Genomic DNA, 23,601 nt, shown 5'->3' on the forward strand with positions numbered 1-23,601 from the left:
GAGAATAGTCATCATGATCAAAAGACTGACCCGCGGTTCCGCCCTGCTTGCCGTCCTGCTCGTGCTGGCCGGCTGCGCGGTGGGCCCCACCTACGAACGCCCCTCGGCCGCGGTGCCCGCGGCCTTCAAGGAAGCCGCCCTGCCCGCTTCCGAGGCCGGCACCTGGAAAACCGCCGAGCCGTCCGAAGACGCGCTGCGCGGCGCCTGGTGGAAGGTATTCGGCGACGAAGGCCTGAACCAGCTGCAGGAAGAAGCCCAGAAGGCCAACCAGAACCTGCAGGCCGCCGCCGCCCGCCTGACCCAGTCGCGCGCGCTGCAACGCGAAGCCCGCGCCGGCTTCTTCCCCAACCTGGACGCCGCCTTCGGCCCCAACCGCCAGCGCCCCTCGGCCGTGTCGCAGGGCTTGCCCGACGGCACCCCGACCAGCCCCGTGACCACCTGGCGCGCCCAAGGCGCCGTGTCCTACGAAGCGGACCTGTTCGGCCGCGTCGCCTCCACCTACGACGCCGCCAGCGCCGATGCCCAGCAAAGCGAAGCCCTGTACCGTTCCGTGCTGCTGGCCCTGCAGGCCGACGTCGCCACCACCTACTTCCTGGTGCGCGAACAGGACGCCGAATCGCAGCTCTACCGCCAGACGGTCAAGCTGCGCACCGACACCCTGCAACTGATCCAGCGCCGCTACGACGCCGGCGACATCAGCGAACTCGACCTGGCCCGCGCCAAGGCCGAACTGGCCAGCGCGCAATCCGAAGCCCTGGGCATCGACCGCCGCCGCGCCGCCTCCGAACACGCCCTGGCCGTACTGCTGGGCCGCGCCCCGTCGGACTTCGCCATGCCCGAGCAGCCCATCCAGAAGGTCGCGCTGTCGATCCCCGCCGGCCTGCCCTCGAGCCTGCTGGAACGTCGCCCCGACATCGCCGCAGCCGAACGCGCCATGGCCGCCGCCAACGCCCGCGTCGGCGCGGCCAAGTCCGCCTTCTTCCCGCGCCTGGACATCACCGGCGCCTTCGGCTACGAATCCTCGGACCTGGGCAACCTGTTCCAGTGGTCCAGCCGCACCTTCCTGCTGGGCCCCCTGGTCGGCGCCGCGCTGTCCATGCCGATCTTCGACGGCGGCCGCCGCCAGGCCGGCCTGGACCGCGCCCGCGCCGTCTACGAGGAAGACGTGGCCGTCTACCGCCAGACCATCCTGAACGCGTTCCGCGAAGTGGAAGACAACCTGGCCAACCTGCGCATCCTGGCCGACCAGACCAAGGCGCAAGACGCCGCCGTCGACGCCGCCGCCCGCGCCGCCAAGCTCTCGCACACGCAGTACCGCGAAGGCTCCATCAGCTACCTGGACGTCATCGAAGCCGACCGCAGCGTCCTGCTGCAGCAACGCGTCGCGGTGCAACTGAGTGGGGAACAAGCGCGTTCCGCAGTAGGCCTGATCCGCGCCATCGGCGGCGGCTGGGAGAATCCGGTGCCGCCGGAAACGGTGGCATCGAAGTAAGAAGCGGGCGCACCGCGGGCACCACCTGGAAGCACGGCACCAGCTTGCAGCGCTCGCGACAGCGACAGCGACAGCGACAGCGACAGCGACCGCAGCCGCAGCCGCAAGACCAAGCGTAAGCCCCAGATCGGCCGCCCGCGCGGCCGATCTGGGGCGGGCCCCGCAAGACCTTCCGCCAACCGCCACCGGCGCCAAGAACGCCAAGCAAACCACCCGCCCCAGCGCCCGTAAAATTTCAACCGACCGAGCCAGTCGCGTCGGGGGCCGGCGGGGCGCGGGGCGTCGATAAGCCCGACGGAATCCGAAGGAACCGCCGCAGGCGGTGACGAGGATGAGGATGGGGTAGTCCGGAGCGAACGCTCCGGACCGCAATCGTTGCCCCGCGCCCCGCCGGCCCCCGACGCGGCTGGCGTCTTAAGAACCAACGGAAGCCACAGAAGCCACAGAAGCAGCAGCAGCAGCAGCCAAAAAACCTACGGCCGCCCCCGCAACCACTCCTCAAGATCAGCAGCCGGCAACGGCGGCGAAAACAAAAACCCCTGCCCCGCCGCACACCCCTGCTCGATCAAGAACCGCCGCTGTTCTTCATTCTCAACGCCTTCAGCCACCACAGGCAGGCTCAGGCTCTCGCCGATACGAATCACCGCGCTGGTCAACGCCCTAGCCGCGTCATCGCTCTCCAGCCCCTGCACGAAACTGCGATCCAGCTTCAGTTCATCCACGATCAGTCGCCGCAAATGCCCCAGGCTGGAATAGCCAGTCCCGAAATCGTCCATCGACAGCCGCACGCCCAAGCGGTGCAGCTCCGCAATCGTCCGCAACGTACCCGCCGTCGCGTCCAGCACCACGCCTTCTGTGATCTCCAGCATCAGATCCGCCGCCGCCAGCCCAAACTCGGCCAGCGTCGCCTCGATCAACCGCGGCAGATTCAAATTGTGGAAATTCGTCGCCGACAGGTTCACCGACACCGACGGCACCCGCAGGCCCTTCGCCCGCCAGACCGCCAGCTGCGAACAAGCCTCGTGCACCGCCCAGTCGCCCAGGTCGCCGATCAACCCGCATTCCTCGGCCAGCGGCACAAAGCGCGCCGGCGAAATATCGCCCAGCGTCGGATGACGCCAGCGCGCCAGCGCCTCGACGCCGTATAGCTGGCCGTTCTTCAGCCCCACCTGCGGCTGATAATGCAACCGCAAGGCCTTCGCCTCCAGCGCGTCGCGCAAGGCCGCCTCCAGCGCCAGGCGCTCCTGCGCCTGCCGGTTCATCTCGGCGCTGAAGAAAGAGATGCGGTTGCGCCCCGCCGTCTTGGCCTGGTACATCGCCATGTCGGCATGGCGCAGCAGCGTATCCATGTCGCGCCCGTTCTCCGGGAACACGCTGATGCCGATGCTGACCGAAGGATTCAGCGTGATGCCGCCCACCGAGAATGGCTGAGCCAGGGCGACCAGCACATGCTCCGCCGCGGTCGTCAGGCGACCGTGTTCGAAGTCCGGCATCAGCATCACGAACTCATCGCCTGACAGGCGGCCCACGATGTCGGTCGCGCGCGCCAGGCGGCGCAAGCGTTGCGCCACGTCGCGCAGCAACGCGTCGCCTATGGGATGGCCCAGCGTGTCGTTGACCTGCTTGAAGCGATCCAGGTCCAGGAACAGGACGGCGACACGCTTGCGCTCGGGTTCGGCGCGCGCGATGGCCTGCTCGGCCTGCGCCAGCAGCAGGTTGCGATTCGGCAGACCGGTCAGTTCGTCGTAGAACGCCAACTGGCGGATCCGGGCGCGAGCCTCCTCGCGCTCCAGCGCCAGCGCGCACAGGTACACGCACACGTCCACCAGCCGGTGGTGGAAATCATCGGGCAGACGCCGCTCGCGGAAATAAAAACCGAAGGTGCCTATGACCCGACCGTCGCTGGACTTGATCGGCGACGACCAGCAGGCCTTCACGTCGTCCGGCAGCGGCAGGTGGCGATAATCGTCCCACAGCGGATCGGTGGAGATGTCCGGCACGATCACCGGCCGGCCCAGGAAGGCGGAGGTGCCGCAAGCGCCCGCCTGCGGCCCGATGGCCACGCCGTCCAAGGCGTCGGTATAGGCTTGCGGCAGGCTGGGCGCGGCCAGCGGCCGCAGCAGCCCGGCGTCATCCACCCGCAGGACGCTGGCCGCGACTTCGGGCGCCAGGCGTTCGACCTCGCGGCACACCATGTTCATGACCTCGACCACCGAGGCCTCGTTGACCATGGCTTGCAGCACGCGGCGCTGCAGGACTTCGTGCACCTTGGTGGGCGTGATATCCGTCAGCACGTCCACGATATTGACCAGCGCGCCGCGTTCGTCGAACACGGAGTTGGCCATCACCGACACCCACAGCGGGCGGCCGGCGCGGTCGTAGACCAGCACGTCCTTGTGGTAGCCCTCGCGGCAGGCGATGCGGCGGCCCAGCTCTTCGCGCGTGCCGCCGTCCGGCCGGCCGCCGGCCAGCAGTTCGCCCAGCTCCTGGTTCACGGCGTCGCCGCGGGCAAAGCCCAGCATGCGCTGGAAGCCGTCGTTCACGTAGAGGATGCGGCCGTCCTTGCCCGACACCGCGACGGCGTTGCCGGTTTCGTTGATGCCCAGCAACAGGAGGCGGATCTCTTCCTGGCGATCGGCGTCCGCGATGGACTTGCGGGAGATGACGGATATGCGGACGACCTCGCCGGCTTCACCGGCGATGGGCATGTAGGTGGCTTCGATCCAGACAAAGCCGCCATCCTTCTTGCGGTAGCGGCAGGTGCCGGTGAAGTGCTTGCCGCCCAGCAGCCTGGCCCAGACCTGCTCGCCGCCGACGATGCCCTTGCCTTCGTCCATGCTGTCGCACAGCATGTCATGGCGCAGCGCCAGGGCCTCTTCGCGGGCGTAGCCCACCAAGGCGAGAAAATTCGCGTTGGCGTTCAACAAGGAGCCGGCCGAGTTGAAATCGAACAGCAACAGCGCCCTATCCATGGACGCCAGGTATGTGCCCGGATGCCATGCGGCGCCTTGCGGGCGCTCGTCGGTAACGCCTGGATAAGAATCAAGCATATGGGGCTCCATGCCGGATAACAGCTGATCCGGTTTCATCTGCGCTTCGGAAACCCGAGTTCGACGCGGTCGCGTCCGTCCTGCTTGGCCAGGTACAGGGCCTGATCCGCGCGGCTAAGCGTTTCAGAGAAGGTTTCTCCCAACTGGTGGTATGCCATGCCTATGCTGACCGTCAATCTCAACACGCCATCCCCCACCGTGATCGCCAGGGCGCGCACCGCGCCTACCAGCCGGTCCATGACGCGCTGGGCGTCCTCGGGCTGGGTGCTGGGCAGCAGCACCAGGAATTCCTCGCCGCCCCAGCGGCCGCACAGATCGTATTCACGCAAGTTGTTGCCCAGCGCACCGGCCAGTTCCACCAGCGCGCGGTCGCCTGTTTCATGGCCATAGCGGTCGTTGACCGACTTGAAGTGATCCACGTCCAACATCGCCACGACGAAAGTCGAACCGCCACGGGACACACGCAGGACCTCCTGCTTGATCATTTCCATCAAGGCGCGCCGATTCAAAAGGCCGGTCAGGGGATCGCGATTGGAGGTTTCCTGCAATGCGGAGTTCAGGTCCCGCATCATGTTCTGGTAATGGTCCGAGATGCGCGCGATGCGGGTCAGGCGGCGCAATTGCCGGTCGAAACGGTCGCACAGGCCCAGCTCGCGCTCGTGCGCCATGCTCTGGTAGGCGTCCGACAGTTGGGTCACGCGCTCGATGCGCGCCATCTGCTCGGCCGTATGCCGCCAGAGCGCGTCCAGCGCTTCATGCAACGGATGGCCCTGATAGGCCGGGTCCGCCAGCAATTCGGCGATGCGCTTGTCCAGCTGGGCGGCGTCGGATTTCATTGGCGGCCGACAACCGAAAAGGGAAACGTGCAGTCTTCCTTGAATTCCTCGGCCAGTTCGCCGACGCGCTCATTGCGCATGTCGTAGAACCAGGTGACGCTGACCTCGCGGCCCTTGTTGTGGGCAGCCTCCAGCAGATCGAAGATGTCCATGACGGACTTGATGCTGCTGGTGTTCAGGTAAAGCAGTTCCAGTTCCAGCTTCAGGGGTACGGCGCTGCTCAGCAGATAGGCTTCGACCCATTCGATGACGGGACCGAACAGCTCGAAGGAATTCTCGGGATAGGAGTCGCCGCGCATCGCCAGCACGCCCGCTGCGGTGTCGGCGGTGATGGCGGGCGTGGACTGGGTCCCGGGAATGTTCAAATCGTTCATTAGTTGCTCCAAATATATTCTTGGCCGGGCACGCCTTCAGATCACGACGCTCAGGCTGAAGAAAGCCTGTCCGGGCGCCGTGGCGGGCGTCAGGCTGGCCTCCAGCGGCGCCCCGGCGCGGCGGGCGATATCGATCAACCCCAGGCCGGCGCCCGAGGCGACGCCCTGGGCGCGCGGCTTATGCAGCTGCGCCTTGTACTCGGCCTTCAGCGCCGCCTTGTCCAGCGCGGCCAATTCCTGGATACGGGCGACCAGCGCCTCGCCGTCCTCCGCCTTGACCAGATTGCCTGCGGACACCACATAGCGGCTTTCATCGCGGCGACCGATCACCACGGTGGCCGAGGCGTCCAGGTCGTCATGCAGCGCGGCGTACTGGCGGATGTTCTGGATCATCTCGATGTAGACGGAGAAAACGTCCATGGCCTCGGCCGGGCGCGCGTGCTCCGCGTTCAGATAGTTCTTGAGCGCATTGCCGATTTCCTCGATCAGGCTGCGGGAAGTCGGTCCGTTGAAGCACAACAGAGTGCGATTCTGGTTGAACCGTTCGCCCAATGCGTAAAGATCGGAGGCATTCATGGGGGTAACCGCCCTGATAACGTTTATTCGAAACGGAACGACAGCAAGGTGATGTCATCACGCTGCGGCCGACCGCCTTGGTACTCTGCCAGCGCCTGGGTAAAGGCGGCCGCCTGTTCGGTTAACGGCCGGCGCGCGTGCGTCTTGAGCATTTCCGCAAACCGCGTATTGCCGAAGCCAAAGCCGTGCTCGCCTCCCGCCTGGTCCAGGAACCCGTCCGTGACCAGGTAGTAGGTCCAGCCGGGTTCCATCCGCAGTTCGATGTTTTCGTAGATCTCGGTGCGCTTGTCTCCCAGCGCCCGCTTGCCGCCGGGCACCTCGCGCAGTTCCTCGCCGTTGCTCGTGTACAGGCTGATCTTGGCGCCCGCATAGCGCAGCCGACCGGCCTGGCGGTCAATATAAACCAGGGCCGCATCGGTATTCGTAGCCAGCGCACGGGGCAATTGCGCGTCCGCAAGCATGGCGCGGATGGCGCTGTCGGTGCGGGTCAGGATGGCCGCCGGGTCGGCCGGGCCGGCCTCGGCGATCGCCAGGTCGATGGCCGCGCGGGCCAGCATGGTCATCAGCGCGCCGGGCACGCCGTGGCCGGCGCAATCCATGATGCCCAGCAGGCAGTTGGCGCCGTCGGAGCGGAATACGTAGAAGTCGCCGCCCACCACGTCGCGCGGTTTCCACAGCACGAAATGGTGCGCGCCCAGGGACTGGGTCAGCTGGCGGTCCGGCAGGATGGCGCGCTGGATCAGGCTGGCGTAATCGATGGAATCGTCGATCTTCTTGTGCGCGGCGGCCATGGCGCGATTGGCGTCCTCGAGTTCGGAGGTGCGCTCGCGCACCTTGGTTTCGAGTTCGGCGGTGTGCTGGCGCACCTTGTCCGCCATCACGCCGAAGGCGCGGCTGAGATCGCCGATTTCGTCCTGGCCGCCCGGAGGCAGGCGCACGTCGTAGCTGCCGTCGGCGATGGCCCGCGCCGACTGCTGCAGGCGGCGCAAGGGGCGCAGCATCAGGCGTTCGATGGCGTAGCCGAAGCACAGCAGCATGGCCGCGAACAGCACCACCAGACCGATCGCCGCGGGCCAGAGCCAATCCGTGTCCAGCACCCGGGCCGCGCCCAGGTCCACCACCGTCAGCACGTGCCAGTGCAGTTCCGGCATGTAGGCCACCGAAACCAGCTGGCGGATGCCGTCCATCTTGACCCAGGCGGACTGCACCGACTGCGGGTCGGTCCGCGCCGCCTTCATGGCCGCGGCCAGCTCGGCGCGGCCTTCGCCGCCGTCCAGCAGGTTGAATACCGTGCCGCGGGCAACACCGCCCGCGCCAGAGTTGTAGGCGATGAGCGAGGCGTCCATGTGCGCCTGGATCGCGCCTTCCTCGTCGACGATGATGGGCGTGACCCCGGGCTGGCCGCTGTTGACGAAATCACGCAGGAACCCGCCTACGTCCAGACCGGAACCAGTCAAGCCGATGACCCGGTCGCCGTCGCGCACCTGGACGTTGATCCAGACCTTGGTGGTCTTGAGCTTCAGGTCCGGGTTGACGTTGATGTTGTATTTGGCGGGCGACGCCAGCGTCAGGTAGAACCAGGCGTCGTCGGCAGCGCCTTAGCTCAGCGTGTAGCGCGGTGTCTCGGACAGGGGCTGGTCGTCGTTGAAGTAATAATTGCCCGAGGCGGCGCTGGCGATGAAGTAGGCGCGTCCCAGCAGATCGCGGCGGTAGCCGTCGGCTTCGCGGAAGAACAGCTCGCGCGCGGCCGGATCGCTTTCGTGCCGCAGCCAGCGGCGCGTGACCTCGCTATCCGCCAGCCGCAGCGACAGGGCCAGTTCGCGGGACACCGGCGCCAGGATGCGCTGGCGGTTCAATTGCGTGAAGTTGTCGGAGAAAGCCCGTCCGAAGTGCTCCCTGACCCCGTCCAGCACCTGCCAGCCGATCAGGGCTGCCGGCGCCAGGGCGACCAGGCACGCCAGCAACAGCGCCATCAACGATTTTCTGCGCAAACCCCATTTCGCCATGCAAAGTCTTCCTTACTGCCTGATAAGACGTAACGTGCGTGAAGGGGACGCATGGGTAGGCTTTCGTTGTGTAACGATGTTTCGCCGCGCGCTTGCCCCGCTAGTCCAGCCATGAGCCTGTTGCTGGCGTACCCGCGAGGCACGTCCGGCGCGACAAGTGTAGAGAACAGTGGTTCCAATTGAAACAGGAGCAAACGCTTGTAAGACGCTCGGGCGTCCTAAGTTGCACTGTTGCAATGTAAATGTCGATTTATTGCTTTTTATGTCACGACTGCCGGCATTTGCCTGTTTACATTGCAGCTTTCTTGCTACACGCCCAGATAGCGTTCCCAAAGGCCGCGATCGGCGTCCAGCGCCTGCGAGTCTCCGGTCCACACCACCTTGCCGCGTTCCAGGATCACATGGCGGTCGGCCAGGCTCAGCAGCCGTTCGACGTATTTGTCGATGACCAGGATGGTCTGGCCGGCCTGGCGCAGGCGCGCCAGGCAATTCCAGATTTCCTCGCGGATCTTGGGCGCCAGGCCTTCGGTGGCCTCATCCAGGATCAGCAACCGCGGATTGGTGACCAGCGCCCGGCCAATGGCCAGCATCTGCTGTTCGCCGCCCGAGAGCTGGTTGCCCATGTTGCGGGCGCGTTCGTGCAGACGGGGGAAGAGTTCGAAGACGCGCTCCGGCGTCCAGGGTTCGCCGATGTCCGGATTGCGCGCAGCGACGAAGGCCGTCAGGTGCTCGCGCACCGTCAGGTTCGGGAAGCACTGCCGCCCTTCCGGCACGATGGCCATGCCGACCCGCGCGATGCGGTCCGGACTCCAGCCGCTGATGTCCTGGCCCGCGAACTGGATCTTGCCACCGCGCAGGGGCAACTGGCCGAACAAGGTGCGCAGCAGCGTGGTCTTGCCCATGCCATTGCGGCCCAGCAAGGTCACGACCTGGCCCGCGCCGATCTGCAGGTCCACGCCAAACAGCACCTGGCTGGCGCCATAGCCGCTCTTGGCGGATTCGATGGTCAGCATCACGCGGTCTCCTCGTCGCCCAGGTAGGCTTGCCGCACTTCCGGGTTGGCGCGGATTTCGTCAGGGGTGCCGGTCGCGATGACGCGGCCGTAGACCAGCACCGACAGGCGGTCGGCCAGGCGGAACACCGCCTGCATGTCGTGTTCGACCAGCAGCATGGCGGCGCGGCCGCGCATGGATTCGATCAGTTCGGTCAGGCGCACGGTTTCATCCGGCCCCATGCCCGCCATGGGTTCGTCCAGCAGCAGCACGGCAGGCCGTGCGGCCAGGGCCAGCGCGAACTCGACCTTGCGCTGTTCGCCGTGCGGCAAGGTGCCGGCCGGGCGTTCCAGCAGGCTGGCGTCGATCGCGCATTCCCGCGCCAGCTCGCGCGCCTGCTCGTACAGGGCAGATTCGGCGGCGCGCGGCTTCCAGAAGCGGAAGCTGCTGCCGGCGTGCGCCTGCACCGCCAGCACCAGGTTGTCGAGCACCGAGGATTGTTTGAAGATGTTGGTGATCTGGTACGACCGCGATAGCCCGGCCGCGACGCGCTGGTGGGCATTCATGCTGGTGACGTCGCGTCCACCCACCGTCAGCTTGCCCGAGTCCGCCGTCAACGTGCCGGACAGCAGATGGATCAGCGTGGACTTGCCCGCGCCATTGGGGCCGATCAGGGCGTGGATCTCGCCCGGGTTCAGGGACAGCGACACATTGTCGGTGGCGACCAGCGCGCCAAAGCGGCGCACCAGTCCCGTGGCCTGCAGGGCTGGCGTTACAACTGCGTTCATGATCCCGCCTTGCCGGATTGGGTGGCAGCGGCGCGGCCGCTGAACAGGGGGCCGAACAGCCCCACCAGGCCGCGCGGCGCGCCGAACACCACGCACAACAGCAGCACGCCCAGGGGCAGATGCCAATATTCGGTCCACAGGCGCAGCACTTCCTCCAGGGTCAGCATGACCACGGCGCCGGCTACGCCGCCATAGCGCAGGCCGATGCCGCCCACCAGCACCATGATCAGCAGGTTGGCCGACTGGGTCCAGTGCATCAGGCTGGGCGAGATGAAGAGGTTGTGGTTGGCCAGCAGCGCGCCGGCCAGGCCGGCCACCGCGCCGCTCAGCGTGAAGGCCATCAGCTTGATGCGATAGACCGGATAGCCCATGGATTCCATGCGCGATTCGTTCTCGCGTATGCCTTGCAGGGCGGTGCCGAAGCGCGAGGTCACCACGCGGCCGAACACCCACATGATCAGCGCGAACAGCGCCAGCACCAGGTAATAGAAGCTGACGTCATTGGCCAGGTCCAGGCCCGGCAGGCTGGAATAGCCCGGCAGGTTCAGCCCGTCCTCGCCGCCGTACTGGCGCAGCGAGATGAAGATGTAGAACAGCATCTGCGCGAAGGCCAGCGTGATCATGATGAAATACACGCCGCGGGTGCGCAGCGAAATCGCCCCCGTGATGCAGGCCAGCACCGCCGCCAACAGCATGGCCACCGGCCAGACGATCAAGGCGGACGTCACGCCCGACATGGCCAGGATGCCGACCGCGTAGGCGCCCGCGCCGAAGAAGGCGGCATGCCCCAGCGCCACCATGCCGCCGTAACCCAGGATCAGATTCAGGCTGGTCGCGGCCAGCGCATAGATCAGCACGCGCCGTACGAAGGAAATATAGAAGTCCAGGCCCAGCGCCGGCGCGACCAGCGGGAACACCGCCAGCGCGGCCAGCAGGACCACGGTCCAGATCATGGATTTCATGCTCAACCCCGCGCCGGAAACAAGCCGGAGGGCCGGAACACCAGCACTGCCGCCATCAATACGTAAATGGCGATGGCGGCCAGCGTCGGCCCGACGCTGGAAGCCACGGCCGGAGAAAAGACCTGGCGCAGCAGCATGGGCAGGAAGGCCCGCCCCGCCGTGTCCACCATGCCCACCAGCAGCGCGCCGACAAAGGCGCCGCGAATCGATCCGATGCCGCCGATCACGATGCACACCAGCACCAGGATCAGGATTTCCTCGCCCATGCCCACCTGCACCGAAGTGATGGGGCCGAGCAAGGCGCCAGCCACGGCGGCCAGCATCGCGCCCAGCACGAACACGCCCAGGAACAGCAGCGGCACGCGCACGCCCATCAAGGTGGCCATCTGGCGGTTGGACGCCCCCGCCCGCACCAGCACGCCCGCGCGGGTGCGCGTCACGAACCAGTACAGGCCCGCGGCGGCGGCCACGCCGAACACGATGATCATCAGGCGGTAGGCGGGATAGAGCAGGTCGGGCAGCAGCCGGACCGGGCCGGACAGCGCGGCCGGCATGTTCAGCATGACCGGGGCAGGCCCCCAGATCATCTTGACCAGGTCATTGGCGATGAGGATGACGGCGTAGGTGCCCAACACCTGGGCCAGGTGGTCGCGCAGCGCCAGGCGGCGGATCAGCGTAAGTTCCAGCACCACGCCGACGATGCCGGTGGCGACGGCCGCCACCAGGACGGCGGCGGTGAATGAACCTGTGCGCTGCATGGTTTCGGCGGCGACATAGGCGCCGGCCATGTAGAGCGAGCCGTGAGCCAGATTCATGATGTCCATGATGCCGAACACCAGGGTCAGCCCGGCCGCGATCAGAAACAACATCAACCCAAACTGCAGACCGTTCAGCAATTGCTCGACGATCAGCGTAAACGTCATGAACACTTCCCCCTGCCGCGAATTGCCAATGGCCTGGTTCGCGGCCTAATCATTAAAGCCATCTGATTGCGCACCGCGTCCGCGCACCAAGCACGACGCATGCTGCGGTGCCACCCGATCCAGATGCCGCGGATCCGGCTCCGCCGGTCCGCAGGCATGCCCCCTTGAGGGGGAAGCGCGCAGCGCTTCGGGGGTGGGTCTTTCCCTCTACAACTTGCACTCGCCGACGTAGACGTCCTGGTACTTGTCGAACACCTTGCCCACCAGCTTGTTGGTGATGCGGCCGCTGCCGTCCTTGTCGACGACGCGCAGATAGTAGGACTGGATGGGATAGTGGTTCTTGCCGTAGGTGAAGCTGCCGCGCACCGAGGGGTAGTCGGCCTTTTCCAGCGCGCGCACGATGGCTTCGCGGTCGGAGGCCTTGCCGCCGGCCTGCTTGACGGCGGCGTCCATGGCCATGATCACGTCGTAGGCCTGGGCGGCGTACACCGAGGGGTAGCGGCCGTTGTATTCCTTGCGGAAGGCGTCGACGAAGGCCTTGTTCTGCGGCACGTCCAGGTCATGCGCCCACTGCGCCGTGTTGTACATGCCCAGCATGGGTTCGCCCACGGCCTGGATCACGTCCTCGTCGGCCGAGAAGCCCGGGCCGATCAGCTTGACGCTCTGCGACAGGCCGGTCGAGACGAACTGCTTGACGAAGTTGATGCCCATGCCGCCCGGCAGGAAGATATAGACGGCGTCCGGCTTGGCGGCGCGGATCTGCGCCAATTCGGCGGCGTAGTCGATCTGGCCGAGCTTGGTGTAGACCTCGTCGCCCGGGGCGGTCTTGTAGCCGCGCTTGAAGCCGTTGAGCGCATCCTTGCCGGCCGGATAGTCCGGGGCCATGATGAACATCTTCTTGAAGCCGCGATCCGCCGCGACCTTGCCGGCCGCTTCGTGGAAGGCGTCGTTCTGGTAGGACGTGCCGAACCAGTACGCATTGCATTGCGCGCCGGCGAACTGGCTGGGGCCGGGGTTGTTCGACAGGTACGGCACCTTGGCCGCGAACAGCGCGGGGCCCACGGCCAGCGCCACGTTCGAGCCGATGGGGCCGGTGAAGAAATCGACCTTGTCGCGCTGGATGTAGCGCGTCACCAGTTGGCGGGCCTGGTCGGGGTTGCCGCCCATGTCGGTCTGCACGAATTCGGCGGGCTGTCCGCCCAGCTTGCTGCCCAGTTGCTTGATGGCCAGGTTGAAACCGTCGCGGGCTTCGGCGCCCAAGGCGGAGAACGGGCCGGAGATGTCGTTGGCGATGCCGACCTTGATGGTGTCGGCGCCGGCCAGTGCCGGCACCAGGGCGGCGGCGGCCAGAAGGGAAGTGATCAAACGCATGGTGGTGTGCTCCGTGCGCGAGCCCGCGCAGAGGGTGTTCTTTTTTGAAATCGCGATTCGAAAAACTTCGTGCAGCACAGCCAAGGCTGGCGTGCTTCATAGTTTAGGTTTAAAGTATTCGGCAAAACAAGTCTAGGGTTTTTACCAAAGGGTTTTTACTAATAAGCTACCGCCATGGTTACCCTCCACCCAAACTATGAACACGCCGTGCCGGCTACCCGGCGCGACGTTCGCGCGACAGTACCCGACATCCCGCCGATACTCAAGAAGCGCGCCGCCGGCCACGCCGCGGCCCGCCTGACGATCCTCGATCGACAGCATCTGGCGCCCGCCCCTCATTCCCGGTAATTTCCATAGCCATGACCGATACCCCCGACCTGGAATCCCGCGCCGCGCCCGACGATCACCATGCGCTGCGCCTGTGGCTGCGCATGCTGACCTGCGCCAATCTCGTCGAGAGCGAGATCCGCAGCCGCCTGCGCAATGAATTCGACACGACCTTGCCGCGCTTTGACCTGATGGCGCAATTGCAGCGCGCGCCCAAGGGCATGAAGATGGGCGAACTGTCGCGCCACATGATGGTCACCAACGGCAATATCACCGGCATCACCGACCAGCTCGAAAAAGAAGGCCTGGTGGTGCGCACCAAGGTCGAATCCGATCGCCGCAGCTCGCTCATCAAACTTACGCCGCTGGGCAAGAAGAGCTTCGCCCGCATGGCCCGCGCCCATGAATCCTGGGTCAAGTCCATGTTCGGCGACCTGCCCGAAAGCACCCGCAACGCGCTGTTCCAGGCCCTGGGCGAACTCAAGCTGCAAGTGGTGGCAACCCGCTCCGAATCCGCCAAGAACTGAACGCCCGCAGGCGCCCATGTCCGCCTGCGGATTGGCGCATAATTGCCGCCATGATTCCGGTTTCTCTCCCTGGCGGTAATTTCTACGTGCTGATGGCAGCTTCGCTGGCCTGCCTGGCTACGCTGTTGACCTGGCTGGCCGTGCTGGCCACCACCCCCAGCGCCCGGGAATGGCTTGGCGGCCACCGGCGCGGCGGCGCCATCCTGATGGCCTTGCTTGCCATCGTCGGCACCATCTTTCCCTATCAGCAGTTCAGCCTGTGGTTCTCGGCCCGGCAAAGCGCCCAGGCCGACGCCGACCGCAAGACCGTGCTGGCCCAGTCCACCCAGCTGGCGGGCGTGGAGATGCCGGCCGGAACCGTGCTCAGCCTGGCCAAGCCGGGCGATCTGGCATCGTTCGATCTCGCCGTCTTCCCCGAAACCCACCCCGCCTCCATCCAGGGGGTCGCGGCCACGCGCATGTTCCGCTACCCGGCCAGCAGCAAGCAGGCCGAGACCCTGTCGGTGGAGATCGCCCGCGACCAGGCGCAGGACGGCTGGCTGTGCGCGCATGGGCACCGCCTTGAATTCGTGCTGCACGACGGCCGTCCTCGCTTTGCCAGCTGCCATCTGGCCATCGGCAATACCCTGAACCAGCAACCCGTGCCGCCCGGCGCCTGGCTCAAGGTCGTCAATGGCGGCAGCGCCGCCGGTGCGCCGCGCTGGCTGCTGCGCACCGAAGGCAGCGAGGCGCTGGAGGTGGCCCGCATGCCCATGCTCAAGGTGGACATGCAGCTGGACAGCCAGCGCCGCATGCTGGATTTCGAAGGCTTGCTGGCCCGCGAAACCGTACTGGGCGACATGACCTACCAGCCCGGCACCCGGGTGCTGGCCGCCAACGCCCGCCTGCCGGGCGCCCAGCCCGGCGATATGCTGTTCTCGCCCTCGCGCGGGCGTTCGGCGCGCCGCGCGGGCGGCGAGGACGTGCCAGCGGGCAAGTCGGTGCTGCAGGCCCCGGACGGCGCCGTGCGCAGCGTGCTGGGCAACCGCGAGGCCGGCGTGCTGGACGTCGCGGCCATGCGGATCGGCCCCTGACCGGACGCTGTCCCATTCCGGTGGGATAATACGAAGCTTTCCCCCGCGCGCCGCCTCGCCTGGCGGCGATTCCGTCCTGCTCATACATGAGACGAAGTCATGGCCGTTAATCTGCAGATCCCCTCCGAGTCCGAAATTTTTCCTGTTGCCGGCGTTGAAATCGGCGTTACCGAGGCCGGCATCCGCAAAGCCAACCGACGCGACCTGACCGTGTTCCGTTTCGCACAGGGCACCAGCGTGGCCGGCGTGTTCACGCGCAACCGCTTCTGCGCCGCGCCGGTGCAGGTTTGCCAGGCCCACCTGGCCGCCGGCGGCCCGATCAGCGCGCTGGTCATCAACACGGGCAACGCCAATGCCGGCACCGGCGTAGAAGGCCTGCAGAAGGCCAAGGACACCTGCGCCGCGCTGGGCAAGCTGCTGGGCGTGCCCGCGGCCGAAGTCCTGCCCTTCTCCACCGGCGTCATCCTGGAGCCGCTGCCGCTGGACCGCCTGGTGGCCGGCCTGCCCGCCGCCATCGCCGACCTGGGCGCCGACCACTGGTTCAGCGCCGCCCACGGCATCATGACGACCGACACCCTGCCGAAGATTTCTTCGGCCAAGGTGCAGATCGACGGCAAGACCGTCACCTTCACCGGCATCAGCAAGGGCGCCGGCATGATCCGGCCCAACATGGCCACCATGCTGAGCTTCCTGGCCACTGACGCCGGCATCGCCCAGCCGCTGCTGTCCAAGCTGGCCGGCGAAATCGCCGACGCCTCGTTCAACCGCATCACGGTCGACGGCGACACCTCCACCAACGACTCCTTCATCATCGCCGCCACCGGCAAGTCGGGCGTCGAAGTGAATGCCGAATCCGATCCGGCCTACGCCGCCGTGCGCGCAGCCCTGACGGCCGCCGCGCTGGAACTGGCCACCAAGATCGTGCGCGACGCCGAAGGCGCCACCAAGTTCATGACCATCCGCGTCGAAGAGGCCGGCACCACCGAGGAAGCGCTGAAGGTGGCGTACGCCGTGGCCCACTCGCCGCTGGTCAAGACCGCTTTCTTCGCCTCGGACCCCAACCTGGGCCGCATCCTGGCCGCGGTGGGCTACGCCGGCATCGACGACCTGGACGTGTCCAACATCCGCCTGTGGCTGGACGACGTGCTGGTGGCCAAGGACGGCGGCCGCAACCCCGCCTACCAGGAAGCCGACGGCCAGCGCGTGATGAAGCAGGCCGAGATCCAGGTGCGCATCGCCCTGGGCCGCGGCCAGGTCAGCGACACCGTCTACACCTGCGACTTCTCGCACGAGTACGTGTCCATCAACGCCGACTACCGCTCCTGATCCGAAACTTCCGGGACTTCAGACGTGACCGCAACCGAGTTCTCCACCCTTATCCAGCGCGCCGAGCGCGTGCTGGCGCAGCTGGAAGCCTGGCTTCCGCCCGCAACGCCCGAAATCGACTGGACCGCCCATGCCTACCGCTGGCGCAAGCGCGGCGCGCGCGGCTGGCTGGACGCCGTGCGCCACGTGGCGCGCATCGACATGGCGGACCTGCAGCACATCGAGCGCCAGAAGGGCATCATCGACCGCAACACGCTGCAGTTCCTGGAAAAGAAACCGGCCAACAACGTGCTCATGACCGGCGCCCGCGGCACCGGCAAGAGCTCGCTGGTCAAGGCCATGCTGGCCGCCTATGGCGAGCGCGGACTGCGCCTGATCGAAGTCGACAAGTCCGACCTCGGCGACCTGGCCGACATCGTCGAACTGGTCGCCTCCCGTCCCGAACGCTTTATTGTGTTCTGCGACGACCTGTCGTTCGAGGAAGGCGAGGCCGGCTACAAGGCGCTGAAGTCGGTGCTGGACGGCTCGGTCTCGGCCTCGGGCGACAACGTGCTGATCTATGCAACGTCCAACCGGCGCCACCTGATGCCGGAGTACATGAGCGAGAACCTGGCGGCCAAGCATCAGCCCGACGGCGAGATCCACCCGGGCGAAACCGTCGAGGAAAAGATCTCGCTGTCCGAGCGCTTCGGCCTGTGGCTGTCGTTCTATCCCTTCAAGCAGGACGACTACCTGGACATCGTCTACCACTGGCTGCGCGAACTGGGTTGCCCGGAAGCGCAGATCGAACCCTCGCGCACCGAGGCGCTGCAATGGACCATCGAGCGCGGCTCGCGTTCGGGCCGCGTGGCGTACCAGTTCGCGCGCGACTGGGCGGCCCGTCATGTCTGAAAAGATCGTCGACGTCGCCGCCGGCCTGATCCTGCGTCCGGACGGCATGCTGCTGCTGGGACAGCGCCCCGAAGGCAAACCCTGGGCGGGCTGGTGGGAGCTGCCCGGCGGCAAGCTCGAACCCGGCGAAACCGTGCTGGAAGCCCTGGCGCGCGAACTGCAGGAAGAAATCGGCATCCGCGTCACGCAGTCGCGCCCCTGGGTCACCTACGTGCACGCCTACCCCCACACCACGGTGCGCCTGGCGTTCTGCCACGTCACCGGCTGGGAAGGCGAACCGCGCAGCCTGGAAAACCAGCGCCTGGAATGGGTCAACCCCGCGCAGGCCGCGTCGGTGGGCGATCTGTTGCCCGCCACCCTGCCCCCGCTGCGCTGGCTGCAGTTACCCACGTCCTACGGCATCAGCTCCGTGGGTTCGCGAGCCGGCGTGGCCGCCTTCCTTGGCCGGCTGGAAGCGGCGCTGGCGCGCGGCGTCAAGCTGGTGCAGTTGCGCGAACCGCAATGGCCGGACGGCGCGGCCTCCCCGTCGTTGCATGAAGTGCTGCAACAGGTGCAGAAGCGCTGCCGCGCCGCGGGCGCCCGGGTGCTGGTCAACAGCGTCCATCCCGCCGCCTGGTGGCGCGAGGCCGACGGCGTGCACCTGCGCGCGGCCGATGCGGCCAAGCTGACGGCGCGTCCCGAACTCCCCGCGGGCGCGCTGGTCGGCGTATCCGCGCACGACAACGCCCAGGTCGTCCATGCGCGCGAACTTGGCGCCGATTTCGCGGTGCTGGGCCCCGTGCTGGACACGCCCAGCCATCCCGGTGCGCCGACGCTCGGGTGGGAAGGCTTCGTGGCAGGCAACCGCGACGCCGGCATCCCGGTGTTCGCGCTGGGAGGCCAGTCCACCCAGACCGTATCGCAAGCGCTGCGCCATGGCGCGCACGGCATTGCAGGGATACGCGGCCTGATCTGAGCCGCGGCGGCTTTGCTGAAAGCCGCCACCTGCCGGCGGCGCGGGAGCATCCAGCGGCTCCCGCTGGGGCAGCCTCCGGCCCTCACAGGATTGACGCTACTCCGCGACTCCTTCCGGAACGCCAGCGTGCGCCCTGCGCCGCGACACGCTTTCCCACGCCGCCACCAGAATCATGATCAACGTGGTCAAACCGCCCACCATGAGGTTGTCGGTCACGAAAGCCACGGGCGCCAGCACCGCCAGCAGCGCCAGCCCCACGACGTGCGACAGCGGAAAACGGCCGTAGACCACTGTCTTGTAGATGCCGTTGCCTGCCAGGTATAGCGCCGGCCCGCCGATCAGCGCGGCAGCCGCCGGCATGGCGATACGCCCGTCCGGATGCAATATGACCAGCTCGTTGGCCACGGCGGACACGATCACGCCGGCGATCAGGATGACGTGCACATAATGGAACCAGGCGCCGATGCGGCCCGGATCGTCGCTATGCACGATGGCCTCGCTGCCATCGCGGCTGCTGGTGTCGAAGTACACCCACCACATGGCGGCCGTGCCCAGGAAGGCCGCCAGCAACGCGATCAGCGCGGGTGCGTCCCAGCGCTCCAGGCCAGCCAGCGTGGCGCCGGTGATGAGCAGGGTTTCGCCCAGCGCCACGATGACGAACAGTTGGCAGCGCTCGGCCAGGTGGCCGCCCTCGATCGTCCATTCGCTGGTCGCGGAACGCCCCAGGCCGGGAAAGCGGAAGCCGATCATGGGCGACAGATACTCGCAGGCCACCGCCAGCGCCCACAGCGCCAGCCGCGCGCCGTCCTGCGAGAGTCCGCCGGCGATCCACAGGACCGCCGACACGCACAGCCAGGCCAGCATGCGGCGGAAGTTGGGCGCCAGCGGATGCGCAGGCCCCAGGTGCAGCACGATGAACAGCGTGCGCCCCACCTGGATCAGCGCGTAGCTGACGGCGAACACCAGCCCGGTGGCGCCGAACGCGCCCGGCAGGGCGGCGCCAAAGACCAGGCCGGCCAGCATCACGGCGAACAACATGACGCGCATGGGCACGGCGTCGGGATCGAACCAGTTGGTGACCCAGCAGGTGTATTGCCAGCCGAGCCAGACGGCGAACCACAGCACCAGGGAGTGGAGCGCGCCCATCAAGGTCAGATCATGCAGCAGGCTGTGGGATATCTGGGTGACCGCGAAGACGTACACCAGGTCGAAGAACAGCTCGACGTAGGTGACGCGGGCTTCGTGTCCGTCGCGGCGGCGCAGCAGGTTGGCGCTTGCAAGAAAGGTCATGGCGTGGGCCTCGCCTGGGGATGGTGGCGCAGCCAGATTAGCGCAAGGCTGGTGGTGCCGGACCGTCAAAAAATGCAAAGCCTGGCGGGCGTGGCGGCGGCGCCACGCGCCGGATCTGTGCAGCCTGACCGCCGCTCGCAACAGCACGGAAGCCGGCCCAAGCCGAACAAGGCTGGCAGCGATTTGCGGTAAGCCGTCATAGGCGGGAGACACGTAGCGCGCTATAAAAAACGGGCGTCATACACCAGTCGAGAAGAGCGCCATGAAATCAGAATCCATCTATAAAACACCCCATCGCCGCCCAGCAGACCGACGCAAAACCGCCGCCCGGCCAGGCAGTCCGGCACTGGGGTACGTCGTCGCCATCACCCAACGGCCAACGCCGGCGCCGGTGCCCGCCGACAGGTCCTGGGACGCCTGGTTCGCAGGCGAGTCCGTCACGGCCGACTTTCTCAACGACCGCGATCAACCCGTGGCCAGGGCAGGAGGCCGCTCATGCCGCTGAAGTTCGTGCTGGACACGAACACCTGCATCTTTGCCATCAAGAACAAGCCAGACGCAGTGCAGCAGGCATTCAACCGGCGGCAGGGCCAGCTATGTATCAGCGCGATCACCGCCATGGAGCTCGCCTATGGCGCGGAAAAGTCCGCCGCCCCCACGCGCAATGACGCCGTTGTCGACGATTTCCTGCAGCGCCTGGAAGTGCTCGACTATGACCATGACGCGGCAGCAGATTCGGGTCAGCTTCGCGCGGAACTGGCGCGCGCCGGAACCCCTATTGGCCCCTACGACGCCATGATCGCCGGCCACACCCGCTCGCGCGGCCTGGTACTTGTTACCAACAACACGCGTGAATTTTCCCGCGAGCCCGGATTGCAGCTGGACGATTGGACGCTGAAACACTGAAACTGGGCCCCGTCGCCCCGCTGTCGTGCCCGTGTCGTGCCCCTGTCGTATCGCTGCGCCGCCCTATCGGCTACCTTGGTGATTCCGAACCAATGGGAATCGAACCATGCTGATTCAAAAGCTACGCCTCAAGCGCGGATGGTCCCAGCAGCAGCTGGCCCAGGCCAGCGGCCTGAGCGCGCGGACCATCCAGCGCATCGAAGCGGGCCAACCCGCGAGTGTGGAGACGCTCAAGTCCATTGCCTCGGTTTTCGAAGTCGATTTTTCCACCCTGAATACGGAGGAAACAGCAATGGATACGACAATGACAGCCGCCGAGGAGGCGGAACGGGAAGCCTTCGCCCACGTGCGCGCCTTGCGCGGCTTCTATGTGGCCTGCCTGCGCTACGCGCTGATCGCGGCGGCGCTGTACGCGATCAATCTGCTGACCTCGCCCCAGCGCATGTGGTCATACTAGGTGATGCTGGGCCTGGGACTGGCCCTGGCGGCGCGCGCCATCCGGGTCTACGCGCCGTACCGGCTGTTCGGTCCCCAATGGGAAAGGCGGCAGGTCGAAAAGCGGCTGGGACGGCCGCTTTGACCCGAAGTCAATCGATCTTGTAATCCATCCACGACGCAACCATCTCGCGCAGCCCGCCGCCGTCATCGAAGGCTTCGCGCCCGCCCTCGGCCTTGTTGCGGCCCAGCTCCAGGATGTACATGTAGTCGGACACCTCGGCGCAGCGGCGCACGTTCTGGTCCACCAGCACCACCGTCATGCCCTCGTCGGCAAAGCCGCGGATCAGCGTGTAGATCTCCTTGGAGATCTTGGGCGCCAGCATGGCGGTGGGCTCGTCCAGCAGGATGACGGACGGCTCGATCAACAAGGCCCGTCCGAACTCCACGAAGCGCTGCTGTCCGCCGCTCATGCTGGAGACGGGGTCGTCGCGCTTCTGCGCCAGGATCGGGAAGCGGTCGTAGACGGAATCGATGCGCTGGCGCACCCGCGCCTTGTCCTTGCGGAACGGCCAGCAGCCCAGCAGCAGGTTGTCGTGCACCGACAGTTCGCCGAACAGGCTGCGGTGCTGCGGCACGAAAGCCACGCCGTTGCTGGCGCGCTCGTGCGAGGGTTGCGCGCTGATGTCCGCGCCGCGCAGCGTAATGCGGCCGGTGCGCGGCGGCAGGAAACCGAACATGGTCTTCAGCACCGTGGACTTGCCGGCGCCGTTGGGGCCGATGACGCCCGTCACCTTGCCTGCGCGCGCCTGGATGTTGACGTGGTTCAGGATGGTGATGTCGCCGTGGTAGGCCACGGTCACGTCTTCCAGCGCGAGTATCGACGTGCTCATGTCAGGCTCCCAGATAGGCTTCGACCACACGGGGGTCGGCGCGCACTTGCTCGGCGTTGCCCTGGCTCAGGATGGCGCCTTCGTTCATGACGATGATGTGATGAGACAGCTGGTAGATCGAGGTCAGGTCGTGCGACACCAGCACCACCGAGCAGTCGTGCTCGCCCGGCAGTTCGCGGATGACCGAGATCAGCAGCTGCGCCAGCGCCGGGTTGACGCCCGCGAAGGGCTCGTCCAGCAGCACCACCTTGGGCCGTGCCACCATGATGCGCGCCAGCTCCACCAGTTTCTGCTGTCCGCCGGACAGCTCCTCGGCGTAGTTGTGGCGCAGACGATGCAGCTCCACCTTGTGCAGCCAGTACTCGGATTGGGCGTAGCGCTCGTCGGCGCTGCGGCCGGTCTGCTGCTGCGCCACTTCCAGATTGTCCAGCAGGGTCAGCTGGCGGAAGATGCGCGGCACCTGGAAGGTGCGGCCCACGCCCAGCCGGGCGACCTCGTGGATCTGCTTGCCGGCGATGTTCTGGCCGTCGAGCTCGATGCGGCCCTCGTCCGGCGTGTAGATGCCGTTGATGCAGTTGAGCATGGTGGTCTTGCCCGACCCGTTCATGCCGATGACGCCCAGGATCGAGCCGCGCGGCACGTCCAGGTCCACGCCCTGCAAGGCCACCAGCCCGCCGAAGCGCTTCTTGAGATTGCTGACTTTCAACATGTGTCCGGCTCCTGTTAGCGCAACGCCTGGCGGCCGAAGAGTCCGCTGGGCCGGATGAAGATGGTGGCGACCATGAGCGTGAAGCCGCAGATGGTGGCGATGGAGGGATTGAAGAACACCACCGACACCTGCTCCGTGACGCCGAACAGCAGCGCGCCGACCAGCGCGCCCACCGGGTGGCCCAGGCCGCCCAGGACGATGACGATGAAGCCGATCAGCGTGTAGTCGTTGCCCATGAACGGCGAGAACGCCGGGAACACCATCGCCACCAGCACGCCGCTGGCGGCGGCCAGGCCGATGCCCAGCCCGAAGGCCACGGCCGACAGGCGTTCGGCGTTGATCCCCACGATGCGCACCGCGTCGCGGTTCATGATGATGGCGCGCAGTGCCTTGCCCAGCTGGCTGCGGTACAGGAACACCGTCAGCGCGCCGATGATGGCCAGCGCAATCACCAGCGCCAAGAGGCGCACGGTCGGGATCAGCACCGGCCCGAACTTCAGGAACACGGGTTCGATCTCATAGGGCAGCGAGCGCGCGTCGGCGTCGAACACCAGCAGCATGATGGCGCCCAGCATGATGGACACGCCGAACATCAGCAGCAGCGAACTGATCTCGGGATCGTCCGCCTTGGACAGCCGCGGAATCAGTACGAAATAAAGCAGATAGCCCGCCAGGAAGAACGCGGCGAAGGCCAGCGGCAGCGCCACCAGCGGGTTGATGCCGGCGTACTCCATCAGATAGAAGGCGAAGTACGCGCCCAGCACCAGGAACTCGCCGTGCGCGAAGTTGACCACGCGCAGCACGCCGAAGATCACGTTCAGCCCCACGCCGATCAGGCCATAGATGGCGCCCAGGATCAGGCCGTTGATCAGCCCTTGGATAATCAGTCCGGTCATGGC

General features: G+C 66.6%; 24 protein-coding genes. 9 read left to right on the top strand and 15 right to left on the bottom strand.

Annotated elements, in window-relative coordinates:
* The first annotated feature begins 13 nt into the window (after positions 1-13).
* Entirely contained in the window at positions 14-1,492 is a 1,479-nt protein-coding gene (locus ACZ5YA_RS19400; RefSeq protein WP_280015977.1) for an efflux transporter outer membrane subunit, read from the top strand.
* A 473-nt stretch (positions 1,493-1,965) separates the two neighbouring features.
* On the opposite strand, the gene ACZ5YA_RS19405 is transcribed toward ACZ5YA_RS19400, so the two are convergent.
* From ACZ5YA_RS19405 to ACZ5YA_RS19455, 11 genes are all read right to left on the bottom strand, one after another.
* Positions 1,966-4,542, bottom strand: a complete 2,577-nt coding sequence (locus ACZ5YA_RS19405) for a sensor domain-containing protein (RefSeq protein WP_464091105.1) — start codon at positions 4,540-4,542, stop codon at positions 1,966-1,968.
* A 35-nt stretch (positions 4,543-4,577) separates the two neighbouring features.
* Positions 4,578-5,378, bottom strand: coding sequence for a biofilm regulation diguanylate cyclase SiaD (gene siaD / locus ACZ5YA_RS19410; RefSeq protein WP_059373982.1), 801 nt, complete (start codon positions 5,376-5,378; stop codon positions 4,578-4,580).
* The gene (gene siaC, locus ACZ5YA_RS19415) at positions 5,375-5,752 is read right to left on the bottom strand and encodes a biofilm regulation phosphoprotein SiaC (RefSeq protein WP_059373983.1); all 378 of its coding nucleotides are present in this window, start codon (positions 5,750-5,752) and stop codon (positions 5,375-5,377) included. Before siaC ends, siaD begins: the two co-directional genes overlap by 4 nt.
* 36 nt (positions 5,753-5,788) lie before the next feature.
* On the bottom strand, positions 5,789-6,328 hold the full coding sequence (gene siaB / locus ACZ5YA_RS19420; RefSeq protein ID WP_059373984.1) for a biofilm regulation protein kinase SiaB: 540 nt from the start codon (positions 6,326-6,328) through the stop codon (positions 5,789-5,791).
* A gap of 23 nt (positions 6,329-6,351) precedes the next feature.
* Complete coding sequence (siaA, locus tag ACZ5YA_RS19425; RefSeq protein ID WP_464092862.1) at positions 6,352-7,899, bottom strand: biofilm regulation protein phosphatase SiaA; 1,548 nt, start codon at positions 7,897-7,899, stop codon at positions 6,352-6,354.
* Positions 7,900-7,926: 27 nt separating this feature from the next.
* The gene (locus tag ACZ5YA_RS19430) at positions 7,927-8,301 is read right to left on the bottom strand and encodes a hypothetical protein (RefSeq protein WP_464091106.1); all 375 of its coding nucleotides are present in this window, start codon (positions 8,299-8,301) and stop codon (positions 7,927-7,929) included.
* A 341-nt stretch (positions 8,302-8,642) separates the two neighbouring features.
* The gene (locus ACZ5YA_RS19435) at positions 8,643-9,347 is read right to left on the bottom strand and encodes an ABC transporter ATP-binding protein (RefSeq protein ID WP_059373986.1); all 705 of its coding nucleotides are present in this window, start codon (positions 9,345-9,347) and stop codon (positions 8,643-8,645) included.
* A complete protein-coding gene (locus tag ACZ5YA_RS19440; RefSeq protein ID WP_464091107.1) occupies positions 9,347-10,114 on the bottom strand; it encodes an ABC transporter ATP-binding protein in 768 nt (255 codons plus the stop codon). The genes ACZ5YA_RS19435 and ACZ5YA_RS19440 overlap by 1 nt, the downstream gene beginning before the upstream one ends.
* On the bottom strand, positions 10,111-11,076 hold the full coding sequence (locus tag ACZ5YA_RS19445) for a branched-chain amino acid ABC transporter permease (RefSeq protein WP_118931450.1): 966 nt from the start codon (positions 11,074-11,076) through the stop codon (positions 10,111-10,113). The genes ACZ5YA_RS19440 and ACZ5YA_RS19445 overlap by 4 nt, the downstream gene beginning before the upstream one ends.
* 2 nt (positions 11,077-11,078) lie before the next feature.
* Complete coding sequence (locus tag ACZ5YA_RS19450; RefSeq protein WP_013391329.1) at positions 11,079-11,999, bottom strand: branched-chain amino acid ABC transporter permease; 921 nt, start codon at positions 11,997-11,999, stop codon at positions 11,079-11,081.
* Positions 12,000-12,206: 207 nt separating this feature from the next.
* Positions 12,207-13,370, bottom strand: coding sequence for an ABC transporter substrate-binding protein (locus tag ACZ5YA_RS19455; RefSeq protein WP_118931449.1), 1,164 nt, complete (start codon positions 13,368-13,370; stop codon positions 12,207-12,209).
* 359 nt (positions 13,371-13,729) lie between these two features.
* On the opposite strand from ACZ5YA_RS19455, the gene ACZ5YA_RS19460 reads away from it, so the two are divergent.
* The 5 genes from ACZ5YA_RS19460 (at position 13,730) to ACZ5YA_RS19480 (ending at position 18,469) form a co-directional block, all read left to right on the top strand.
* Positions 13,730-14,224: a MarR family winged helix-turn-helix transcriptional regulator gene (locus ACZ5YA_RS19460; RefSeq protein ID WP_059373990.1), complete on the top strand. Its 495-nt coding sequence runs from the start codon at positions 13,730-13,732 to the stop codon at positions 14,222-14,224.
* A gap of 50 nt (positions 14,225-14,274) precedes the next feature.
* The gene (locus ACZ5YA_RS19465) at positions 14,275-15,297 is read left to right on the top strand and encodes a hypothetical protein (protein ID WP_419341428.1); all 1,023 of its coding nucleotides are present in this window, start codon (positions 14,275-14,277) and stop codon (positions 15,295-15,297) included.
* A 99-nt stretch (positions 15,298-15,396) separates the two neighbouring features.
* Positions 15,397-16,623 (top strand): bifunctional glutamate N-acetyltransferase/amino-acid acetyltransferase ArgJ, encoded by a 1,227-nt coding sequence (argJ, locus tag ACZ5YA_RS19470; RefSeq protein WP_464091108.1) that lies wholly within the window; start codon positions 15,397-15,399, stop codon positions 16,621-16,623.
* Positions 16,624-16,647: 24 nt separating this feature from the next.
* Positions 16,648-17,514, top strand: coding sequence for an ATP-binding protein (locus ACZ5YA_RS19475; RefSeq protein ID WP_059373992.1), 867 nt, complete (start codon positions 16,648-16,650; stop codon positions 17,512-17,514).
* On the top strand, positions 17,507-18,469 hold the full coding sequence (locus tag ACZ5YA_RS19480) for a Nudix family hydrolase (protein ID WP_251878819.1): 963 nt from the start codon (positions 17,507-17,509) through the stop codon (positions 18,467-18,469). The genes ACZ5YA_RS19475 and ACZ5YA_RS19480 overlap by 8 nt, the downstream gene beginning before the upstream one ends.
* A 96-nt stretch (positions 18,470-18,565) precedes the next feature.
* Here the strand turns inward: ACZ5YA_RS19480 and ACZ5YA_RS19485 are convergent, their stop codons facing one another.
* Positions 18,566-19,759: a low temperature requirement protein A gene (locus ACZ5YA_RS19485; protein ID WP_464091109.1), complete on the bottom strand. Its 1,194-nt coding sequence runs from the start codon at positions 19,757-19,759 to the stop codon at positions 18,566-18,568.
* A 495-nt stretch (positions 19,760-20,254) separates the two neighbouring features.
* Between ACZ5YA_RS19485 and vapC the strand changes: the two genes are divergently transcribed.
* The 3 genes from vapC (at position 20,255) to ACZ5YA_RS19500 (ending at position 21,245) form a co-directional block, all read left to right on the top strand.
* Positions 20,255-20,665: a type II toxin-antitoxin system tRNA(fMet)-specific endonuclease VapC gene (gene vapC / locus ACZ5YA_RS19490; protein ID WP_280016709.1), complete on the top strand. Its 411-nt coding sequence runs from the start codon at positions 20,255-20,257 to the stop codon at positions 20,663-20,665.
* Between the two features lie 106 nt (positions 20,666-20,771).
* Positions 20,772-21,122 carry a helix-turn-helix domain-containing protein gene (locus tag ACZ5YA_RS19495; protein WP_464091110.1) on the top strand — a complete coding sequence of 117 codons (351 nt, stop codon included), beginning with the start codon at positions 20,772-20,774 and terminating at the stop codon, positions 21,120-21,122.
* A gap of 3 nt (positions 21,123-21,125) precedes the next feature.
* Positions 21,126-21,245, top strand: a complete 120-nt coding sequence (locus ACZ5YA_RS19500) for a 2TM domain-containing protein (protein ID WP_464092863.1) — start codon at positions 21,126-21,128, stop codon at positions 21,243-21,245.
* A gap of 7 nt (positions 21,246-21,252) precedes the next feature.
* Here the strand turns inward: ACZ5YA_RS19500 and ACZ5YA_RS19505 are convergent, their stop codons facing one another.
* Genes ACZ5YA_RS19505 through ACZ5YA_RS19515 form a run of 3 tightly spaced genes read right to left on the bottom strand, consistent with a single transcriptional unit; the run spans position 21,253 to position 23,598 of the window.
* The gene (locus ACZ5YA_RS19505; RefSeq protein WP_054459254.1) at positions 21,253-21,993 is read right to left on the bottom strand and encodes a branched-chain amino acid ABC transporter ATP-binding protein; all 741 of its coding nucleotides are present in this window, start codon (positions 21,991-21,993) and stop codon (positions 21,253-21,255) included.
* A gap of 1 nt (position 21,994) precedes the next feature.
* Positions 21,995-22,702, bottom strand: a complete 708-nt coding sequence (locus ACZ5YA_RS19510) for an ABC transporter ATP-binding protein (RefSeq protein ID WP_054459256.1) — start codon at positions 22,700-22,702, stop codon at positions 21,995-21,997.
* A gap of 14 nt (positions 22,703-22,716) precedes the next feature.
* Positions 22,717-23,598 carry a branched-chain amino acid ABC transporter permease gene (locus ACZ5YA_RS19515; RefSeq protein WP_059373997.1) on the bottom strand — a complete coding sequence of 294 codons (882 nt, stop codon included), beginning with the start codon at positions 23,596-23,598 and terminating at the stop codon, positions 22,717-22,719.
* Between the last annotated feature and the right edge of the window lie 3 nt (positions 23,599-23,601).

It is taken from the genome of Achromobacter sp. JCM 18799 (assembly GCF_055395645.1).

Bases quoted from the DNA above. Each gene is read 5' to 3' on its own strand.
- ACZ5YA_RS19400 (WP_280015977.1), top strand. From the start codon at position 14: ATGATCAAAAGACTGACCCGCGGTTCCGCCCTGCTTGCCGTCCTGCTC.
- ACZ5YA_RS19405 (WP_464091105.1), bottom strand. From the start codon at position 4,542: ATGCTTGATTCTTATCCAGGCGTTACCGACGAGCGCCCGCAAGGCGCC.
- siaD (WP_059373982.1), bottom strand. From the start codon at position 5,378: ATGAAATCCGACGCCGCCCAGCTGGACAAGCGCATCGCCGAATTGCTG.
- siaC (WP_059373983.1), bottom strand. From the start codon at position 5,752: ATGAACGATTTGAACATTCCCGGGACCCAGTCCACGCCCGCCATCACC.
- siaB (WP_059373984.1), bottom strand. From the start codon at position 6,328: ATGAATGCCTCCGATCTTTACGCATTGGGCGAACGGTTCAACCAGAAT.
- ACZ5YA_RS19430 (WP_464091106.1), bottom strand. From the start codon at position 8,301: ATGGCGCTGTTGCTGGCGTGCCTGGTCGCCCTGGCGCCGGCAGCCCTG.
- ACZ5YA_RS19435 (WP_059373986.1), bottom strand. From the start codon at position 9,347: ATGCTGACCATCGAATCCGCCAAGAGCGGCTATGGCGCCAGCCAGGTG.
- ACZ5YA_RS19440 (WP_464091107.1), bottom strand. From the start codon at position 10,114: ATGAACGCAGTTGTAACGCCAGCCCTGCAGGCCACGGGACTGGTGCGC.
- ACZ5YA_RS19445 (WP_118931450.1), bottom strand. From the start codon at position 11,076: ATGAAATCCATGATCTGGACCGTGGTCCTGCTGGCCGCGCTGGCGGTG.
- ACZ5YA_RS19450 (WP_013391329.1), bottom strand. From the start codon at position 11,999: ATGACGTTTACGCTGATCGTCGAGCAATTGCTGAACGGTCTGCAGTTT.
- ACZ5YA_RS19455 (WP_118931449.1), bottom strand. From the start codon at position 13,370: ATGCGTTTGATCACTTCCCTTCTGGCCGCCGCCGCCCTGGTGCCGGCA.
- ACZ5YA_RS19460 (WP_059373990.1), top strand. From the start codon at position 13,730: ATGACCGATACCCCCGACCTGGAATCCCGCGCCGCGCCCGACGATCAC.
- ACZ5YA_RS19465 (WP_419341428.1), top strand. From the start codon at position 14,275: ATGATTCCGGTTTCTCTCCCTGGCGGTAATTTCTACGTGCTGATGGCA.
- argJ (WP_464091108.1), top strand. From the start codon at position 15,397: ATGGCCGTTAATCTGCAGATCCCCTCCGAGTCCGAAATTTTTCCTGTT.
- ACZ5YA_RS19480 (WP_251878819.1), top strand. From the start codon at position 17,507: ATGTCTGAAAAGATCGTCGACGTCGCCGCCGGCCTGATCCTGCGTCCG.
- ACZ5YA_RS19485 (WP_464091109.1), bottom strand. From the start codon at position 19,759: ATGACCTTTCTTGCAAGCGCCAACCTGCTGCGCCGCCGCGACGGACAC.
- vapC (WP_280016709.1), top strand. From the start codon at position 20,255: ATGCCGCTGAAGTTCGTGCTGGACACGAACACCTGCATCTTTGCCATC.
- ACZ5YA_RS19495 (WP_464091110.1), top strand. From the start codon at position 20,772: ATGCTGATTCAAAAGCTACGCCTCAAGCGCGGATGGTCCCAGCAGCAG.
- ACZ5YA_RS19500 (WP_464092863.1), top strand. From the start codon at position 21,126: ATGCTGGGCCTGGGACTGGCCCTGGCGGCGCGCGCCATCCGGGTCTAC.
- ACZ5YA_RS19505 (WP_054459254.1), bottom strand. From the start codon at position 21,993: ATGAGCACGTCGATACTCGCGCTGGAAGACGTGACCGTGGCCTACCAC.
- ACZ5YA_RS19510 (WP_054459256.1), bottom strand. From the start codon at position 22,702: ATGTTGAAAGTCAGCAATCTCAAGAAGCGCTTCGGCGGGCTGGTGGCC.
- ACZ5YA_RS19515 (WP_059373997.1), bottom strand. From the start codon at position 23,598: ATGACCGGACTGATTATCCAAGGGCTGATCAACGGCCTGATCCTGGGC.